At 36.0% G+C, this 17,440-nt stretch carries 14 protein-coding genes; 7 read left to right on the forward strand and 7 right to left on the reverse strand.

What is annotated here, in order from left to right; translation table 11 throughout:
* Positions 1-1,130: 1,130 nt before the first annotated feature.
* Positions 1,131-2,912 (reverse strand): glucan ABC transporter ATP-binding protein/ permease, encoded by a 1,782-nt coding sequence (locus ACFIKG_RS04405; protein WP_375651824.1) that lies wholly within the window; start codon positions 2,910-2,912, stop codon positions 1,131-1,133.
* A gap of 237 nt (positions 2,913-3,149) precedes the next feature.
* Between ACFIKG_RS04405 and ACFIKG_RS04410 the strand changes: the two genes are divergently transcribed.
* The 6 genes from ACFIKG_RS04410 (at position 3,150) to ACFIKG_RS04435 (ending at position 9,478) form a co-directional block, all read left to right on the forward strand.
* Positions 3,150-4,133: an RluA family pseudouridine synthase gene (locus ACFIKG_RS04410; RefSeq protein ID WP_375626030.1), complete on the forward strand. Its 984-nt coding sequence runs from the start codon at positions 3,150-3,152 to the stop codon at positions 4,131-4,133.
* Between the two features lie 796 nt (positions 4,134-4,929).
* A complete protein-coding gene (locus ACFIKG_RS04415; protein ID WP_375626979.1) occupies positions 4,930-5,949 on the forward strand; it encodes an ATP-binding cassette domain-containing protein in 1,020 nt (339 codons plus the stop codon).
* Positions 5,924-6,595, forward strand: a complete 672-nt coding sequence (locus tag ACFIKG_RS04420; protein WP_375651825.1) for an ABC-2 family transporter protein — start codon at positions 5,924-5,926, stop codon at positions 6,593-6,595. The genes ACFIKG_RS04415 and ACFIKG_RS04420 overlap by 26 nt, the downstream gene beginning before the upstream one ends.
* A 135-nt stretch (positions 6,596-6,730) precedes the next feature.
* Entirely contained in the window at positions 6,731-7,519 is a 789-nt protein-coding gene (locus tag ACFIKG_RS04425) for an ABC-2 family transporter protein (protein ID WP_375651826.1), read from the forward strand.
* A 708-nt stretch (positions 7,520-8,227) separates the two neighbouring features.
* Entirely contained in the window at positions 8,228-8,587 is a 360-nt protein-coding gene (locus ACFIKG_RS04430; protein ID WP_375626025.1) for a hypothetical protein, read from the forward strand.
* A gap of 525 nt (positions 8,588-9,112) precedes the next feature.
* A complete protein-coding gene (locus ACFIKG_RS04435; RefSeq protein WP_375626023.1) occupies positions 9,113-9,478 on the forward strand; it encodes a response regulator in 366 nt (121 codons plus the stop codon).
* 232 nt (positions 9,479-9,710) lie between these two features.
* Here ACFIKG_RS04435 and rpsI read toward each other — a convergent pair whose 3' ends face one another.
* A complete protein-coding gene (gene rpsI / locus ACFIKG_RS04440) occupies positions 9,711-10,196 on the reverse strand; it encodes a 30S ribosomal protein S9 (RefSeq protein ID WP_015856545.1) in 486 nt (161 codons plus the stop codon).
* 2 nt (positions 10,197-10,198) lie between these two features.
* Complete coding sequence (rplM, locus tag ACFIKG_RS04445; RefSeq protein ID WP_015856544.1) at positions 10,199-10,663, reverse strand: 50S ribosomal protein L13; 465 nt, start codon at positions 10,661-10,663, stop codon at positions 10,199-10,201.
* 296 nt (positions 10,664-10,959) lie between these two features.
* Between rplM and recJ the strand changes: the two genes are divergently transcribed.
* Positions 10,960-12,744 (forward strand): single-stranded-DNA-specific exonuclease RecJ, encoded by a 1,785-nt coding sequence (gene recJ, locus ACFIKG_RS04450; protein ID WP_375626021.1) that lies wholly within the window; start codon positions 10,960-10,962, stop codon positions 12,742-12,744.
* Between the two features lie 17 nt (positions 12,745-12,761).
* On the opposite strand, the gene parE is transcribed toward recJ, so the two are convergent.
* The 4 genes from parE to ACFIKG_RS04470 form a co-directional block, all read right to left on the reverse strand.
* Positions 12,762-14,828 (reverse strand): DNA topoisomerase IV subunit B, encoded by a 2,067-nt coding sequence (parE, locus tag ACFIKG_RS04455; protein WP_375651827.1) that lies wholly within the window; start codon positions 14,826-14,828, stop codon positions 12,762-12,764.
* 81 nt (positions 14,829-14,909) lie between these two features.
* Positions 14,910-15,647: a lipoyl(octanoyl) transferase LipB gene (gene lipB / locus ACFIKG_RS04460; protein ID WP_375626017.1), complete on the reverse strand. Its 738-nt coding sequence runs from the start codon at positions 15,645-15,647 to the stop codon at positions 14,910-14,912.
* A gap of 122 nt (positions 15,648-15,769) precedes the next feature.
* The gene (locus ACFIKG_RS04465) at positions 15,770-16,621 is read right to left on the reverse strand and encodes a TPM domain-containing protein (protein WP_375651828.1); all 852 of its coding nucleotides are present in this window, start codon (positions 16,619-16,621) and stop codon (positions 15,770-15,772) included.
* Positions 16,621-17,247 carry a LemA family protein gene (locus tag ACFIKG_RS04470; RefSeq protein ID WP_015856539.1) on the reverse strand — a complete coding sequence of 209 codons (627 nt, stop codon included), beginning with the start codon at positions 17,245-17,247 and terminating at the stop codon, positions 16,621-16,623. The genes ACFIKG_RS04465 and ACFIKG_RS04470 overlap by 1 nt, the downstream gene beginning before the upstream one ends.
* Positions 17,248-17,440 lie beyond the last annotated feature (193 nt).

Consider the following 17,440-nt stretch of genomic DNA (forward strand, 5'->3'; position numbering starts at 1 on the left):
ATTGGGTTGGCATCTAAGTATTAAGAATATCTGTCTTGTGTATTTCTGAAATGCAGATACAGCGTAATTGGGGAAAAATACATTTGTAAAGATAAAAGCAGTGTTTGTCTTTATGATTACTTTTTCATTTGGCATTATAGCCTCCAAGCGTTTCAGAAGTCACCGTTTTAAGATAAGATAGATTATGCAGCACTTCATGCTTTGCTGTGTATTCTTTTACTAGGAAGACTAGTTATGGCATTGCTCCTATAGATTGTTTTGAAGAAACCTCTCTTTTTATGAAAGGAATAACACAAGATTTATTGCATACGATTATCCTTATAAAGTTATAAGCTGTCATTATTCTATTAGTTTTCAAATAACTAAAATCCCTTTCCTTGAAAAGGCTTATAAAAGAGTTGTTGTATCTTAGAGCTATTGTATTGTTTTCATTTTGCTTGTTATGTACAAGCAAACAGTTTTTTTGTTTATCATTAAAAGGTCTTGAAAAGAACATTCTCCTATCTTTATAAATCAAAGGAATGTTACACAAATCTAAAGATTTAGATTAATGTATGATTTATTATGATGAGATTTCCTTAATAAATTAATTTATAATGATAATTTATCGTTTCAAATTCTGTGTATGTTAAATTAATCAAAATTACTTACGGATGTCGTTGTGAAATGGGCTTAGGAGCATTGAGAAATGTTTCTAAAAAAGCCATATGAATGTGCAAAATAATGATGTTCTGTTCTTTATGAGAGGACTATAAAGAACAAGATAAACAAAAGTGCAAAGCAATACAATAATATTCATTATTAAAAAGATATTGCTTTAGTTCCTTTTGAAATTCGTAGAGCTGAGTTGAAAGAAGAGGGTAAAACTGGAAATTGTTTTTACCTTTATATCTTTATATTTTCCCTAAATGAGAATGTATACTCGTCAATATGCACAGATATAGGAAAATATTTTTGTTCCAATCTAGTAAAATTACAATAGCAGAGAAAATACTAAACTGTTTTAATATTTGTTTTAAATACCTAAAATGGATTGTGGCATTTTTAGAAATTTTTTTACTTGTATCATATAAGCACTCTTATTATATTAAGGAGGATTTTTTGCATAAGATCTATGAAGAGTATCGTTTTTATGAAGCTATGGCTTCATGTAAGGGGATAACATTTTCTCCTTCTCTTTCTGGTGGTTTGATTGTTAAACCACTTGCCTTTAAAAAATTAGAGAAACGTCCTCCTTTATCGATCAATTCTTGAAAGTTTCCTTTTTCCATTAAGTAACCATGTTCCAGAAAGAGTATCACATCAGCATTGCGTACTGTTGAGAGGCGATGTGCTATAATAAAAGTAGTGCGGTTATGGCGTATTGAATCCAGAGCATCTTTGACACGTGCTTCTGTTTCAACATCAAGAGCGCTTGTTGCTTCATCTAGAATGAGAATAGGGGCATTTTTTAAAACAGCGCGTGCAATTGCTAGTCGCTGTTTTTCTCCACCTGATAATTGAGATCCTCGTTCGCCCACCATTGTGTTATAACAATCAGCTTTTTTTAGAATAAAATCGTGAGCTTCTGCTATTTTTGCTGCTTCATAAAGTTCTTCATTCTTTGCGCTCGCTTTTCCTATTGAAATATTGTCATAAATAGTGCGGTTGAAGAGACCTGAGTCTTGAAATACTGTTGCTAGAGACTTGCGTAAAGATTCGCGATTGATCGAGCATATATTTATTCCATCAATGGAGATATGCCCAATGGTAGGGTCGTATACGCGCTGCAACAGATTGATCAATGTTGTCTTCCCAGCCCCTGTTGGTCCTACAATCGCAACAGTTTGTCCTGCTTTAACCTCAAAGGAAATATCAAAAACGCCTTGAGAAGAATTTGGAAATTTATAGGTCACGTGATGAAATTGGATGGCGCCTTTAACATTTTGGAGGGAAGGAAGATTTTGTGGTTCGTTGGTATGAAAGGTTGAGTCTTCCATTTCAAAAAATTCTTGCAGTTTTGCTTGTGAGGATATTGCACAATTAATGAAATTGCTCATTTGGTCTAGACGACTAATCATGAGTTGTGCAAATCCAACAAAAGCAACGATTTCACCTACTCGTAATTGACCTTTTGCAACAAAAAAAGCTCCAAGGAGAAGAACACAAACGATTGAAATTGTTGAAGCCATTCGATTTAAGCCACTGGCAAGCGCCCACCAATTAAGAACAGGATTTTGTGCTTTAAGCAGAGCATTTGTATGTTGATGCAGTATAGAAGTTTCTTCTTTTATTCGGTTATAACTTTGTACAATGGAAACATTAGAGATTGAATCACTGACATGTTTAAAAAGGTTGTGGTGGTAGCATTCTACAGCGGCTTGTCCGTCTTTTGTTTTTCGCATCACTAAACGTGCAATTAATACGTAGATGATGGCAAGCACAACCAAGACTATTGAAAGACGCCAATTCATATTAAACGCTATGGGGATGAGAACCAATAAAGCGACAAGCGTTGAGAGGTGTTGGCGCATAAAATCAAGCCATATGGTTGACATGGAATCTATTGCGCGCAAAAGTGTATGGAGTGCGTTGGAAGTTCCGCGTTGTTGATGCCAAATTAAAGGCATGGCAATGATACGTTCGAAAGATTCCGTTAAAACCGTTAAGCGGCGTCTATGGGCTAAGCGGTCAGCACCGCGAGCAACAAGGACATAAGCAATAATATGTGAAAGTCCAAAACAAACCCAAAGGGTAAGAGTAGGAATGATAGCTGATTTTTCTGAAATAGAATCAATAACGCGTCCGAATAAAATAGGTTCTGCAATAGTGATAATAGCTAACATAACATTAGCGGTACAGATTAAAAGGGATGCATTTTTTTCTCTATTTAGGTAAGTGAGAACACGTGCATAGGTTTTGAATAAGGACACGGTTAATTATCTCCATTCGCTATTAAGCGTAAAGGTTGTTGATTTTTACTACGCTTAGTTTTTAGCTAATAAAATTTGGACGTTAAGAAAAGGCAATTTTGGATACTAACTGTAATATGGTGTGATAAAGCCAACTAAAATATCAATTTTTGTGTTTATAAAGGCGCAAAAATAGATCAATAAAATTATCAGGTAAAAAATATTGGGCAGAGAAAATTATCAGGTAAGGGAATTTTCATGGCAGGCGTAGAAATAAAAAAAGTTGAGGCAGATGAAAATGGAATGCGCTTGGACCGCTGGTTTAAAGTGCATTACCCTGGGCTTGGTTTTGGAGCTTTGCAAAAATTGTTGCGTTCTGGTCAGATACGGGTTGATGGTGGACGTGTTAAAGCTGATACGCGTCTTTGTATGGGGCAAGCTGTTCGTATTCCACCTCTCCCTATTAATGACAAGGAAAATCTTTCAATAACGGATAAAACACTTCGTGGGCAGGATGATGAAACCGTTTTGAAAAAAATGCTGCTTTATGAAGATCCAAAGGTATTTGTTTTTAATAAACCAGCTGGGTTGGCTGTACAAGGAGGCTCTGGTTTAACACGTCATATGGATAGTATGCTTGAGGTATGGCGCAATAAAAAAGGTGAAAAGCCGCGTTTGGTTCATCGTCTTGATCGTGAGACGTCGGGGGTGCTTATTGTTGCGCGATCAAGGGGAGCTGCTCAGTTCTTAACAGCTGCTTTTAGAGCGCGAGAAACAAAAAAGACTTATTGGGCGTTGGTTCGGGGCGTGCCTAAAAAAAAGCAGGACAAAATTTCAACGTGGATGGTTAAGGAAATGACTGCACAAGGTGACAAAATGCGTGTTTGTGAACATGGGGAGCCAGATTCACATCATGCGGTTTCCTACTATCGCGTTTTAGACACGCGAGGGCGGGCTCTTTCGTGGCTTGAAATGGAACCCTATACAGGGAGAACACATCAGCTTCGTGTGCATGCTGCCCATGTGGATCATCCTATCATTGGCGATACAAAGTATTTTTTTTCTGATAGTAATTGGACATTACCAGGAGGAATTCAAAATCGTCTTCATCTTCATGCACGTCGTATTCGTATTCCTCATCCTTCAGGAGGAATATTGGATATTGTTGCACCTTTACCGCCTCATATGGTCCAAAGTTTTAATCTTTTGTCTTTTAATGAGAGTGATGCTGAAACAGAGTAAAGAAACTTCATTTGTTCTTTTTGATTGATACAAATTTTGTCTATAAATTTTATAAGATGAATAGGGCATCATTTGAAGAAAATTTTTGATAAGTAAATTGCTATGAGAAAATTGTGTTTTTGAGTGATGAAATTTTCGAATATCATAAGTTTTCTTTCTACAGCTCTTTATCCATATAGATTGTATTGTTATTTTTGGATATGGTGTGTTATTTAATAATCTGAGCTGGTGAAGCTGCTCCTTTGAATTATCTATAGAGGTCATATATTGGGGAGGCGTGTCTGTTGAGGGAGATGAGTTAGATAAAATCTGAAAGATATTTACTAAAATAGTGAAGGCGATTTTAATTTTTTCATGGGAGATAATTGAGGCATTTTATAGTAATGCTGAGGAAAAGTAGCCTCTCAAAAAATTCCTGTTGTCAAGGAAGTTTGTTCTGTTATCAAAGTGATTTGATAGGCTTATAGTATAGATTTATGCTTTGTATCTTTGCTTATACAATGAAGTTTTATGAGAAAAGTTCTCCTTTCAATGAGCAATTATTTTTCTACTTACTTAGTTTATTCAAAAGATTATCTTTCATAAAAGAAGAAATAAGTTTTTAGTATCTTAATGCTTCATTGAAGTGAACTCATCACATTGAAAAATATCTATACAAAAAATTGGAGATAAAACGTCAGGTGCGTTTTATTGCTCTAGGGAGGGCTTGAACACTTTTGTTTTTTCTAGTGAACAAAAACAGATAGTTATTATGGGAACATTTAAAGGGGAGATAAGTTGAAATTAGGAGTGACGGATGGGATCATTATTGATTGACGTTAATAACGTCTCAAAAATATATCGCAACATTGACAGAGGAATTGGTTTTAAAAACAAGGTGGTTTCTCTCTTCAAGCCGGTTTATACAAATCATCATGTGTTAAAAGATATGAGTTTCACTCTCTTTTTAGGGCAATCATTAGCAATTCTTGGCCCTAACGGAGCGGGTAAATCAACACTGATTAAAATACTTTCTGGTATACAACATGCTGATGAGGGATGTATTAAAGTCCTTGGTGTTGATCCTTATAAAGCGAAGAAAGATCTATTCAAGTCTTTGGGTGTGGTCTTTGGTCACAAGAATTGTTTGTGGTGGGATTTACCTTTACGCTACAGTCTGGATATGGTTCAACCATTATATGGTCTTGAACGCGCTTCTTTTACTCGTGATCTTAAAGAGATCACTGAGTTGCTGGGTCTTGAGCATATTATGGATAAGCCAGTGCGGATGCTTAGTCTGGGTGAGAGAGTGAAAAGTGAATTGGCATTTAATCTCTCCTTTAGACCTAAACTGTTGTTTCTCGATGAGCCAAGTATTGGTCTTGATATTACATCTAAGCATGAAATCAGGGAGCTTCTTAAAAAACTGAAAAGGGAGCGCGGTACTGGGTATATCATCACGAGTCATGATATGGGAGATATTGATGGATACGTCGATGATATTATTCTCTTGCATAAGGGAAAGAAACAGTTTCATGGCAATCTTCAGGCGCTTAAAAATGTCATTCCTTCTTTGGTGAGAATGACACTTTTTTGTGAACACTTGGCTGCACCTTCAACTGTTGTAGAAAAAATTGATGAGATTGCGTTGAAATTATCTACTCCTTTAAAGGATAAGCACTTTAACACTGAAGAATGCTCGCTGGAGATTTCGCTGCCTCGTGAGGATTTTGCGCATTTTGTACGCGAAATTACAACCGAATTGAACTGTACGTTCTCTGTATCCACTCCCTCGCTTGAAGAGATGCTCCGTGTTAAATTTAAAGAATTTATCTAACCACTGCTTTGGCATGTTTCTTTTTGCCAAGAATGGATTACTCACTGTTCTAAGTGATAGAGCAATGTTTTTTACCGACATTATCATTGGAACACTTTCGCCATTTGTTATTCAATTTCTATTATGGAATGCACTTTTCTCTGATATGGGCAACACCATAAATGGCTTTAGCTTTCATGATATGATGTATTATTATGCTTTTTCTTTAGTCCTAGGACGCTTAAATAATGGTTATAATGTGATTAAGTTTTTCTCTCATCATGTTAAAGAAGGTCAATTAGAAGTATATCTTACAAAGCCCTTCAGTTATATGACACAAATGCTTTTTACTTTTTTAGGGGAGAGTGTATTATATAGCATCCCGTTATTGGCTCTTTTTGTTGTTAAGCTTGTTTCATCCTATGAAAACATTCTGGGATTGGTCATCGCTTTTCTATTCTTTTTTCTCATTGTTATTCTATCACAATTGCTTTGTTTTTTACTCTCTTTTGGAATTGCCTTATTAAGCTTTTGGGTGATTGAGTACAATATATTACTCTCTTTCAGTATTCTTAGTTCAGCGCTTCTTGGGGGGGGCTTTTACCACCATCTTTTTGGCCGGTGTGGCTTATTCCGCTTATGCAATTTAATCCTTATCGTTTCGTGATCTCAGCTCCTGCCGAGTTTTTTGCGACGCAAAATTTAGCGTTGTTTCAGCAGTTTATTTTCGGAAGTTTTACTTATATTTTGTGTCTTTTATTCTTAATTTATATTGCTTGGAATAAAGGAATGAAAGCATATAATGGAGCGGGTGGTTGAGATGAAAATAATCCTTCATTTTATCAGTTTGAATATCCGCCGACAGATTGTTTATGGTAAGAATTTGGCTGGGGAGTTTATTCTTTCTCTATGCTATTATTTTATTCAATTCATATTTATTGATAGAATATCTTCTTTTTCAGGAAAGATCGGTAACTATAGCAGAGATGAAATCCATTTTATCTTTGTTGTCTTTGTTTTACTTGGAATATTTTTGAATATTTTTACTAATTCTATTGAAACGTTTTTTGAAAAAGTAGCGGATGGTAAAATTGAACCATACTTGATAAAGCCCGTTTCAATTTGGTTGTTGATGTTGTTTGGTTGGTGTAAACCTCTTAATCTGATCAAGCTCTTTGTTCTTTATGTTAGTGCCTATTTATTTGTATCATTACCGAATATATCCGATCTTAAGCTAAGATGGATCTCTTTTATTGTTGCAATATTTTGTGTTTTTATCGTCAATATTTGTTTTTTCATGATGTTTAATTTTGTAACATTTATTATTAGCCGTAAGATGCCTGTCGAATATTTTCATGAAATGATTTACGAGCTGTCATTTGTACCAATAGGCATTTATCCTTTAAGCATCGTAAAATGGCTTTTGTTTATGCTTCCTATGGCTTTTTCTGCTTCTTTGCCCGTTTCACTGTTATTTGGTAAAGGCGAATGGAATATTGGATATCTTCTGTTGAGCGCTTTTCTTTTTATTGCCATGACTTTCATGAGTTATAAGAAAACAATGCGTAAATTTAATGGATTAGGGGGATGATATAAAAGTCAGAAAGTTATAATCGTGGAAGACAATGAACTTTATTAAAATTATTCCGCGTTCTTGTAGAAACGAGTGGCTGTGAAATCGTTGAAATGTGTAATGTCCTTATGGCATTAGATTTGGCGCGTTCACCAAAAGTTATCTCTTATTGTATCTGATTTAGCTTTTTCAATCAAAGAGCTAAGCTGGAGTTTACGCTATTTTTTTTACTGGGACAGCTATTTCTTCTCAATTTATAATAATGCAAAATAATTTTATCAGAATATTTCAATAAAGTATTTTTTTGTTTTTTGTAAATTTTAAAAATATTTATCTTACTGTACTATACAAAAAAATAAAAACAATATGTGTAACTAAAAAACAACACATTAATATTTTTATAATGTAATAACATAGTAATATTTATGATAATAAAGCTAAAATTATAATAAAAACAATAAAATAATTCTAATTTAATACATTTTAGCATTAAATTGTATAATATAAAAACACAAATAAAACAATTGACAAACTTAAGATAAATATGTAACGGATATAATATAATATAAAAATAGCAATTAAAATAAAATTATTAATTAAAGTTTTGTATTATATTTTTATTATAAGAAGATAAATATACGTTATCGATAGATGATGTAATGTTTTATATTTAGAGGGGGGGTAAAGAAAAATTTATTTTATTAAACATTGTAATAGGTGGTTATGATGAAAATATTTAAGCATTGTATAGTATGTGTGGTTGCAGTCGCTATTTTCTTTTCACAGGTTTTAGGAGCCAATGCCGATTCTTTAAATGGTAGATTTCAAAATGCTGGTTTCATTTCTGTAATGACACAGGAAAATAGAGTTATTAAAGCTGTTGATATGATTATTAGCCAATTTGGAGGACAAGGGGCTGAGAAAAATGTCCAAAAAGTCGCGGGTTTAATGGGGATGGAGGCAGCGATTTTTGGTTTAATCGCATATCTTGTATATTTCTTTACTAGAAAGCCACCGAGTCCTAGCAGAGAGACAGGTGGAAGAACATTCGATGCTTTTGCTCATAGTGCATGGGCTTTGAATTAAAAGATATTGTACTTGATTAACTTTGAATTATTCTTTTGTTGAATATTTCATATAACTAAACCGTGATATTTAATCATGGTTTAGTTATATTTTACTCTTAATGATGTTGATTAGTTTATCCTTAAGATATTTTTTTGGGTAAGGCAATATATGGCACATTAAATTTAACTAATCAGCTATTTTAAAGGTTACTTAAATTTTTCCCTCTTCAAAATACACATTTGAGCTAAGTTTGTGGTTGATATTTTTTTATGATGCGAATGTATTAATTGAGATATCCATGAACTTTGCATATCAACTCAAAAAATACAGGGGATCACAATCTTACGACTATTTGTGGGTTTCATTCTTATGAAATGAAAAAGCATAGTGATGAGTATTATAAATGTTTGCGTAAAAAGCTTTTATTGGAAGCTTCTAGTCTCTTTGTGGTTTACAATTTTTTTTATCATTTTATTTTAAGCAAAGAGAATGTGGATTCATTTCTATTTCTCTATTTTATCTGAGAAGGGTGGAGTTATACGAATGTCAAAAAAAGTCATGATCGTGGAAGATAATGAGCTTAATATGAAGTTATTCCGTGATCTTGTAGAAGCGAGTGGTTATGAAACCGTTGAAACGCGTAATGGTCTTATGGCATTAGATTTGGCGCGTTCATCAATGCCATCTCTTATCCTTGTGGATATCCAGTTGCCAGAGGTCTCTGGAATAGATGTTATTAAACAATTAAAAGGAGATGAAGAACTAAGATCGATTCCCGTTGTTGCTGTAACAGCCTTTGCTATGAAAGGGGATGAAGAGCGAATTCGTGCCAGTGGATGTGAGGAATATATGTCAAAACCTATTTCTGTCCCGCATTTTATCACAATGGTAAAGCATTTCTTGGACTAAATCTTGTTAAGTGATGATAGAAAAAGACATTGAAAAGCTTATGAGATAACTAAAGTTATATTACAGATATTTTTTGATCTACTTTTTTAGTTCTTGTTTAAGGAGAATCTGTTGTTTTGCATTCTTGTTTTCTTCTAACAGATATAAATTTGTCTCTACGAAAGGTCTGTTTTAGCAGTTAAAAAAAGCCCCGTTTTTGTCCGAGGCTTTATGCATTGTACAAAAATTGAAATTAACGCTTTGAGAATTGGAAAGAACGACGTGCTTTTGCTTTACCGTATTTTTTACGTTCAACAACACGACTATCACGGGTAAGAAAACCACCTTTTTTCAAGATTGAGCGAAGTTCTGGTTCGTAATACGTTAAAGCTTTGGAAATGCCATGGCGCACTGCACCGGCTTGTCCGGAAAGACCACCACCTGCAACGGTTGCAATAATATCAAACTGGGTATCCCTGTTTGTTGCAACAATTGGTTGACGAAGAATCATTCTAAGAACAGGACGAGCAAAATATTTGTCAAATTCCTTATTATTGATCGTGATTTTTCCAGAACCTGGTTTAATCCATACGCGTGCAACAGCGTCTTTACGCTTTCCTGTTGCATAAGCACGTCCTTGTGAATCAAGCTTTTGCACGTGGACAGGAACAACATTTTCATGTGTTTCTGTAATACTTGTTACTATGCTAAGCTCAGAAAGAGAATTAATTTCAGCCATAATCAAGCAATCCTTTTGTTTTTGCGGTTTAAAGCACCAACGTCAAGAGATTCAGGCTGTTGTGCTTCATGTGGATGTTGGCTTCCAGCGTAAACACGTAGATTCTTCAATTGACGGCGACCAAGGGGACCACGAGGAATCATGCGCTCTACCGCTTTTTCAATAACGCGTTCGGGAAAACGCCCCTCAAGAAGTTGACGTGCTGTACGTTGTTTGATTCCACCAATATAGCCGGTATGCCAATAATATTTTTTATCCGTATATTTTTTGCCAGTGAGAGCTATTTTATCTGCATTAATGACAATAACGTTGTCACCATCATCAACATGTGGAGTAAATGTAGCTTTATGTTTGCCACGTAAGCGGTTAGCAACAAATGTGGCAAGACGACCTAAAACAAGGTTTTCTGCGTCAATAATAACCCATTTTTTCACCACTTCAGTTGGCTTTTGTGAAAAAGTTGCCATAGAAGTATCCTTTATTAGAACCCTTTTAATATAAGGGAATTTTTACTGTTTTGCGTTGAAAATTGTTACCATAGCGAAATATTTAACGCATACACCTTACTCTGATATAATGTCTTTTGATTGACGTCAAGAGAAAATAAAAACTTTATAAAACAACATGTTATGATAAAGGTATTATAATACCTCATTAAAAGAAGTTTGTGGACAATTTAAACTTAAAATGAATGTTGCAAAAGACTATTTTATCTTTAACGTATGATTGTATTTTATCGTTCTCCATTATAAAATGAGCAATAATGCAGTGGTCTCGTTACTTTCTCAATGTTGAATCTTCTGCTTGTGGTCAAGCTTGGTTAGATGCCCTTGATGTCAAAGGGATAAATAATGCGCGCGCTATTTCTCAAAAATTTGGTTTTCCAGATCAGTTAGCTCGAGTACTTTCAGCAAGAGATGTGGATGAAGCTGAGGCTGTTGCTTTTATTAATCCAACATTACGTACGCTTATGCCTGATCCAGAAAGTTTTAGGGATATGCAATGCGCTGCAGAGCGCATTGTTAAGGCTCTTCTCAATCAAGAACAGGTTGCTGTTTTTGGTGATTATGATGTTGATGGTGCTTGTTCTTCGGCACTCATAGCGCGTTTTTTTCGTTATTTTGGTATTGAAGTCAAAATTTATATTCCTGATCGTATTGTTGAAGGCTATGGTCCGAATGAACAAGCAATGAGGATGCTTGTGCAAGAAGGTGCTCGGTTAATTATCACTGTTGATTGTGGCGCAAACAGTCCAGATGCGGTAAAAGCAGCGAGGCTTGCTGGTGCTGATGTTGTGATTTTAGATCATCATCAAATGTCAGAGATTCATCAAGAAGCCGTTGCTCTTGTCAATCCTAATCGCCCTGATGATTTTTCTAAACAGGGGCATTTATGTGCAGCGGGCGTTGTTTTTGTTACGTTAGCTTGGGTTCATCATTTACTGCGGAAAAAACAATTCCAAGGGCAGCTGCCTGATCTTTTAAGTCTGCTTGATCTTGTTGCATTGGCAACCATATGTGATGTCGTCCCATTACAGGGGGTTAATCGTGCTTTTGTGATAAAAGGGCTTCAAGTTGCTCGTTCTATGCATAATCCAGGAATAACAGCTTTAACAAAGGTTGCACGAATAGGGGAGCCGCTTAATAGTTTTCATTTAGGTTTTTTGTTAGGCCCTAGAATTAATGCAGGAGGGCGCATTGGTGATCAAGCTTTGGGAGCACGTTTGCTTAGCTGTGAGAATAAAGATGAAGCGGACAGAATAGCAGAACAATTAGATCAGCTTAATCAAGAACGCCAAGAAATGGAGAACATTCAATTAGCACAAGCGGAATCTTACATTGCTTCTCTTTATCAAGATCAAGAAATACCCTTGTCACTTGTAATTTCTCATAAAGAATGGCATCCGGGAATTATTGGTATTCTTGCTTCCCGTCTCAAAGAGCGTTTTTTTTGTCCTGTTTTTGCTATTGCTTTGAAAGAAGATGGAAATGGCGTAGGGTCGGGACGCTCAATTAATGGTATAGATTTAGGGGCACTCGTTCGTGAAGCTGTTACATTAAATTTATTAGAAAAGGGAGGGGGACATAGTATGGCCGCAGGAATTACAATTCAATCAACAAAAATTGAAATCTTTCGAAAATGGTTAGAAGAAAAAGTTTCTTTAAGGGTTTCTGAGTTGCATGCTAAAAAGTCTCTTAGTATAGATGGTTCTCTTTCTGCTTCTGGTGTTAATGAAGCACTGTTTGAGTTGCTTGAAAAAGCAGGGCCATTTGGGACAGGGAATGCAACACCTGTCTTTGTTCTTCCCTCTCATCGATTGGTGAATCTATCTGAAGTTGGTAAAGGACATCTTCGCCTCATTGTATCTAATGTTGAAGGAAAAAAACTGCAAGGAATAGCTTTTCGTGCTGTAGGGACATCTCTTGGTGATTTTCTTTTTGAAAATATTGGTGAAATGATTCATTTAGCTGGTCATCTTAGTTTGAATTATTGGAATGGAACGACCAATCCGCAACTGCGTGTGATTGACGCAGCCGCAGTGGTTTGAAAGGGATATTTTTTACATTAGATGTCTAGATTAGAAGCAAAAGTAGAATTTTCTTGTATGAAACGAAATCGTGCTTCTGGTTTTGTTCCCATGAGACTTTCTACAGTCTTTTTCGTTTCTTGCATTTCCACGGCATCAATAGAAACACGAAGCAATGTACGTTTTTGAGGATGCATAGTCGTTTCTTTAAGTTGTTCCGCGCGCATTTCACCCAGCCCTTTAAAACGCCCGATTTCGATTTTAGCTTTTCCAGTAAATTCAGTTTTGAGTAATTCATCCTTGTGAATGTCGTCACGAGCATAAGCAACTTTTCCTCCTTGCGATATTCTATAAAGGGGAGGGACGGCGAGATATAAATGTCCCTGATGAATAAGGTCAGGCATTTCTTGAAAGAAGAAGGTAATGAGCAGTGACGCAATATGAGCACCATCAACATCAGCATCTGTCATGATGATAATACGTTCATATCTGAGATCTTTTTCACGATACTTGGAGCGTGTTCCACATCCAAGAGCAAGGATAAGATCGCTAATTGTTTGGCTTGAGTTCATTTTTTCATGTGCAGCACTGGCGACATTTAAGATTTTACCACGAAGAGGTAAAATTGCTTGGTTTGCTCTATTTCTTGCTTGTTTAGCAGATCCTCCTGCAGAATCCCCTTCAACAATGAATAGTTCAGCACCTACAGCATGGTTCTGGCTACAATCTGCAAGTTTACCGGGCAGACGTAATTTACGGACAGCAGTTTTTCGACTTATTTCTCTATCTTGGCGTCGTTTAACACGTTCTTCAGCACGTTCAATAACCCAATCGAGAAGTTTTGTTGCTTCTTGCGGGGAATTTGCTAACCAATGATCAAAAGGATCGCGGATTGCATTCTCAACGATACGCTGTGCTTCAATGGTCGCTAATCGATCTTTTGTTTGTCCAACAAATTCAGGGTTACTGATAAAGACTGAAAGTATTGCGGCTGTTGAAATCATAATATCGTCAGACGTAATAATTGTTGCGCGCTTGTTTCCTATTAACTCAGCGTAGGATTTCAATCCACGCAAAAGAGCTTGACGTAATCCTATTTCGTGTGTTCCGCCTTCTCCTGTAGGAATCGTATTGCAGTAAGATTGCACACAAGAATCACCACCATGCCAAGCGATAGCCCATTCAACGGAGCCATGGCCATTATTTTGTTGTGTTTTGCCAGAAAAAATTTCTGATGTTACTCGATATTCATCTTTTAGTGACGAGAGTAAATAGTCTTTAAGCCCATTGGGGAAATGAAAAACAGCTTTTTCAGGAATATTTTCTGCGCCTTCAAGTATGACGGGATCACAAGTCCAGCGAATTTTTACGCCACCAAAAAGATAAGCTTTGGAGCATGCCATCTTATAGATTTTTTCTGGATCAAAAGCTGCGTTTTCACCAAAAATTTCACGATCAGGATGAAAACGAACGCGCGTACCACGACGATTATAAACATCTCCCAGATCTTCCAATCCAGATTGAGGAATGCCGCGTGAGAAACGTTGGCGGTAAAGTTTTCGTTCTCGTGCAACTTCAACTTCCATATCATCAGAAAGAGCATTGACAACAGAAATTCCTACTCCATGAAGTCCACCCGCAGTTTGATAAGCTTTTCCATCAAATTTTCCCCCTGAGTGGAGTTGTGTCATAATAACTTCAAGAGTAGATTTCTCAGGCATTTGAGGATGATTTTCGACAGGAATACCACGTCCATTATCTGTAACGGTTATATAACTGTTCCTATCTAATGAGACCTCAATAAAATCTGCATAACCCGCAACAGCTTCATCCATCGCGTTATCAATAATTTCGGCAAATAAATGATGAAGCGCTTTACTGTCTGTTCCACCAATATACATTCCAGGGCGTAAACGTACGGGCTCTAAACCCTCAAGCACTCGAATAGAGAGGGCATTATAGTCATCTTCTTGCGTATCTTTTGCGCTTTTTTTTGAAATCATCGCTTTTGATTTCATTGGAGACTGCAGAGTGTTTTCTTTTGTATTTACCCGAGATGGGGCTTTATTTAAAACACTAAAAAGATCCTTTTTGTTATCGCTCATAGCGTTTAACTATCTACCTCATAAAATAAAATATTTATTAAAACGATTTTATGCCTGTTTTTTATTTAAAAATCAATGCACTTAGGAAACATCAATTGTTGGACCGAAAATTTGTTCAAAGGCGTGTTTGAGAGCAATATCAATATCATGCATTGTTACAGGGTAACCTAGATCCAGAAAGCTTGTTACACCGTGGTTTTTAATTCCACAAGGAACAATTCCTGAATAATGGGCTAAATTAGGATTAACATTGATAGAAACTCCATGAAAACTTATCCATTTGCGCACTCGAATGCCAATAGCTGCAATTTTATCTTCGGAAGAAAGATCATTTTGTTTTGATGGGCAATGAGACTGTTTAACCCAGACACCAACTCGATCTTCTCTGCGTTCGCCTTTAATATTAAAGTTTGCAAGCATCTGTATGATCCATTCTTCTAATGCACTAATAAAAGCACGAATGTCTTGTTTTCGGCGTTTAAGATCAAGCATGATATAAGCAATACGCTGCCCTGGACCGTGATATGTGAATTCGCCTCCACGTCCTGCTTCATAAACAGGGAATAAATTAGGCGCCAAAAGATCTTTTTTATTTGCACTCGTCCCTGCTGTATAAAGGGAAGGGTGCTCAAGAAGCCAAACCTGTTCATGCGCGGTTTTTGCAAGAATTTTTTCTACACGTTCTTGCATATAACGCAGAGCTTCAGGATACTCAACTAGATGATTACTTATCTTCCATTCAACGGGTGGATTTCCTAGAATTGCATTAAAATGATATGATAAGTTATTACGATCCGTATGTTTTAATTCAAATGTCATTGGTAATATTTATCTTGATGTTTGAGTTTGTATTATAATCAGAAAAATAAAAAAAGAACAGGATTAAGAGATAGTTTATAAGAAGTGCAATGAATTTTATTAAAAAAATCGTTATGCTCGTTTTACCATCTTCCTGTTGCACCGCCACCACCTGATGATCCACCACCACTTCTGAATCCTCCTCCCCCTGAAGGTCCGCCAAAGATTCCACCAGAACCTCTACCGCTCGCATTTAAGTTTAAAAACCAAGGTGTGAAGACAATACCCAGCCAAAGATACTTTCGTGGACCTATTTTTTTACCAAAAATCATAGCAAGAATGGGCAAACAAATGACTATAAAGAGAATGAGAAACGTGATTGTATTTGTAATCATTTCTTCTTTTTCAGCTTGTTTGCGTTGTTCTTCAACAGCTTTAGCTTTTTGATTGATTCGAAAAGAAAAATCAGCATCACTTTGTGTGATCACTTTGATAATTGCGTGAACGGATTCGACAATTCCTTTTTGATAATTTCCTTCACGAAAATTAGGAATCATGAAGCTATTAATAATGACAGAGGAAATGGCATCTGTTAGTTCTCCTTCCAGACCGTAGCCTACCTCAATACGTGCTTTGCGTTCATTTGGTGCAATGACGATTAATATGCCGTTATTGATTTGTTTTTGACCTAATCTCCATGTACGAAAAAGAGAATTGCTGTATGTCTCTATATCATTGCCCGAAAGAGTAGGGAGCGTCACAAGAACGATTTGATCTCCCGTTTTCTCTTCGAGTGTAGCTAGCTTTTCCGTTAAATTTCTTTGTGTTGCATGATCAAGTAAATGAGCCATATCGTTGATATAGCCGGTTAAGGGAGGAAACTTAGTGTGTGCGTAAGTGACATTCCCCAATGCAATGATCAAATATAGAATACTCAAAGGAACCCATAAACGTAGAAAAATACGACGTTGTATAGAGTGTTGAAATATTTTCATTAATTAAAATTAACCTTTGGTGTTTGTTGGCTATCAGTATCGATGGTAAAAGTAGGCATAGGTTTAGCATCACGAAACCATAGCTTTGCCCAAATCATCGTCGGCATTGTTTTGAGAGCAGTATTGTAAGCACGTACTGTTTCAATATAATCGCGGCGCGCAACGGAAATTCGGTTTTCTGTTCCTTCTAATTGTGATTGAAGAGCAAGAAAGTTCTGGTTTGCTTTAAGATCCGGATAGTTTTCGACAACAGCCATAAGCCGCGAAAGGGCACTTGATAAATTTGCTTGATTTTTGAGATATTGCTGCATAACTTCTGGATTATTCAACATATCTGCATTAATGTTGACTTGCGTTGCTTTGGCACGTGCCTCAATTACATTTGTGAAAACGCTTTGTTCATGAGCTGCGTAAGCTTTAACTGTTTCTACAAGATTGGGGATGAGATCTGTACGACGTTGATATTGATTGAGCACTTCACTCCATGCTGCATGTGCTTTTTCTTCATTTGTTGGTATCGTATTAAATCCGCACCCACTTAAAAATGGCACTAACCATGCCAAAAAAATCACGATTGAAAATTGTTTTAATATTTTAAACATTGAAGAAGTTTGTACATTTAACATAAAGATGTCTCCACAGATATTTTATGTATTATATAGGGTTTATCTTCTTGCTGGAAAGTATTTTGAATTTTATCAACAGGCATATTTATCAATAAACTGACACCTCTATGCGTTTTAGGAACGCTTAAGTGACTTGTTGATATTAAAATAATAGCGGTAATATAGAGGTCATCTTATAAAAGATCAATGATAT

It is taken from the genome of Bartonella sp. LB28NMGDW, from assembly GCF_042194435.1.
In the GTDB taxonomy this organism is placed as follows: Bacteria; Pseudomonadota; Alphaproteobacteria; order Rhizobiales; family Rhizobiaceae; genus Bartonella; species Bartonella grahamii.

Excerpts from the sequence above, each read along its gene's own strand:
- ACFIKG_RS04470 (WP_015856539.1), bottom strand. The coding sequence starts at position 17,247 with ATGTTAAATGTACAAACTTCTTCAATGTTTAAAATATTAAAACAATTT.
- ACFIKG_RS04425 (WP_375651826.1), top strand. The coding sequence starts at position 6,731 with ATGGAGCGGGTGGTTGAGATGAAAATAATCCTTCATTTTATCAGTTTG.
- rplM (WP_015856544.1), bottom strand. The coding sequence starts at position 10,663 with ATGGCAACTTTTTCACAAAAGCCAACTGAAGTGGTGAAAAAATGGGTT.
- ACFIKG_RS04430 (WP_375626025.1), top strand. The coding sequence starts at position 8,228 with ATGAAAATATTTAAGCATTGTATAGTATGTGTGGTTGCAGTCGCTATT.
- parE (WP_375651827.1), bottom strand. The coding sequence starts at position 14,828 with ATGAGCGATAACAAAAAGGATCTTTTTAGTGTTTTAAATAAAGCCCCA.
- ACFIKG_RS04410 (WP_375626030.1), top strand. The coding sequence starts at position 3,150 with ATGGCAGGCGTAGAAATAAAAAAAGTTGAGGCAGATGAAAATGGAATG.
- rpsI (WP_015856545.1), bottom strand. The coding sequence starts at position 10,196 with ATGGCTGAAATTAATTCTCTTTCTGAGCTTAGCATAGTAACAAGTATT.
- recJ (WP_375626021.1), top strand. The coding sequence starts at position 10,960 with ATGCAGTGGTCTCGTTACTTTCTCAATGTTGAATCTTCTGCTTGTGGT.
- ACFIKG_RS04435 (WP_375626023.1), top strand. The coding sequence starts at position 9,113 with ATGTCAAAAAAAGTCATGATCGTGGAAGATAATGAGCTTAATATGAAG.
- ACFIKG_RS04465 (WP_375651828.1), bottom strand. The coding sequence starts at position 16,621 with ATGAAAATATTTCAACACTCTATACAACGTCGTATTTTTCTACGTTTA.
- ACFIKG_RS04415 (WP_375626979.1), top strand. The coding sequence starts at position 4,930 with ATGGGATCATTATTGATTGACGTTAATAACGTCTCAAAAATATATCGC.
- lipB (WP_375626017.1), bottom strand. The coding sequence starts at position 15,647 with ATGACATTTGAATTAAAACATACGGATCGTAATAACTTATCATATCAT.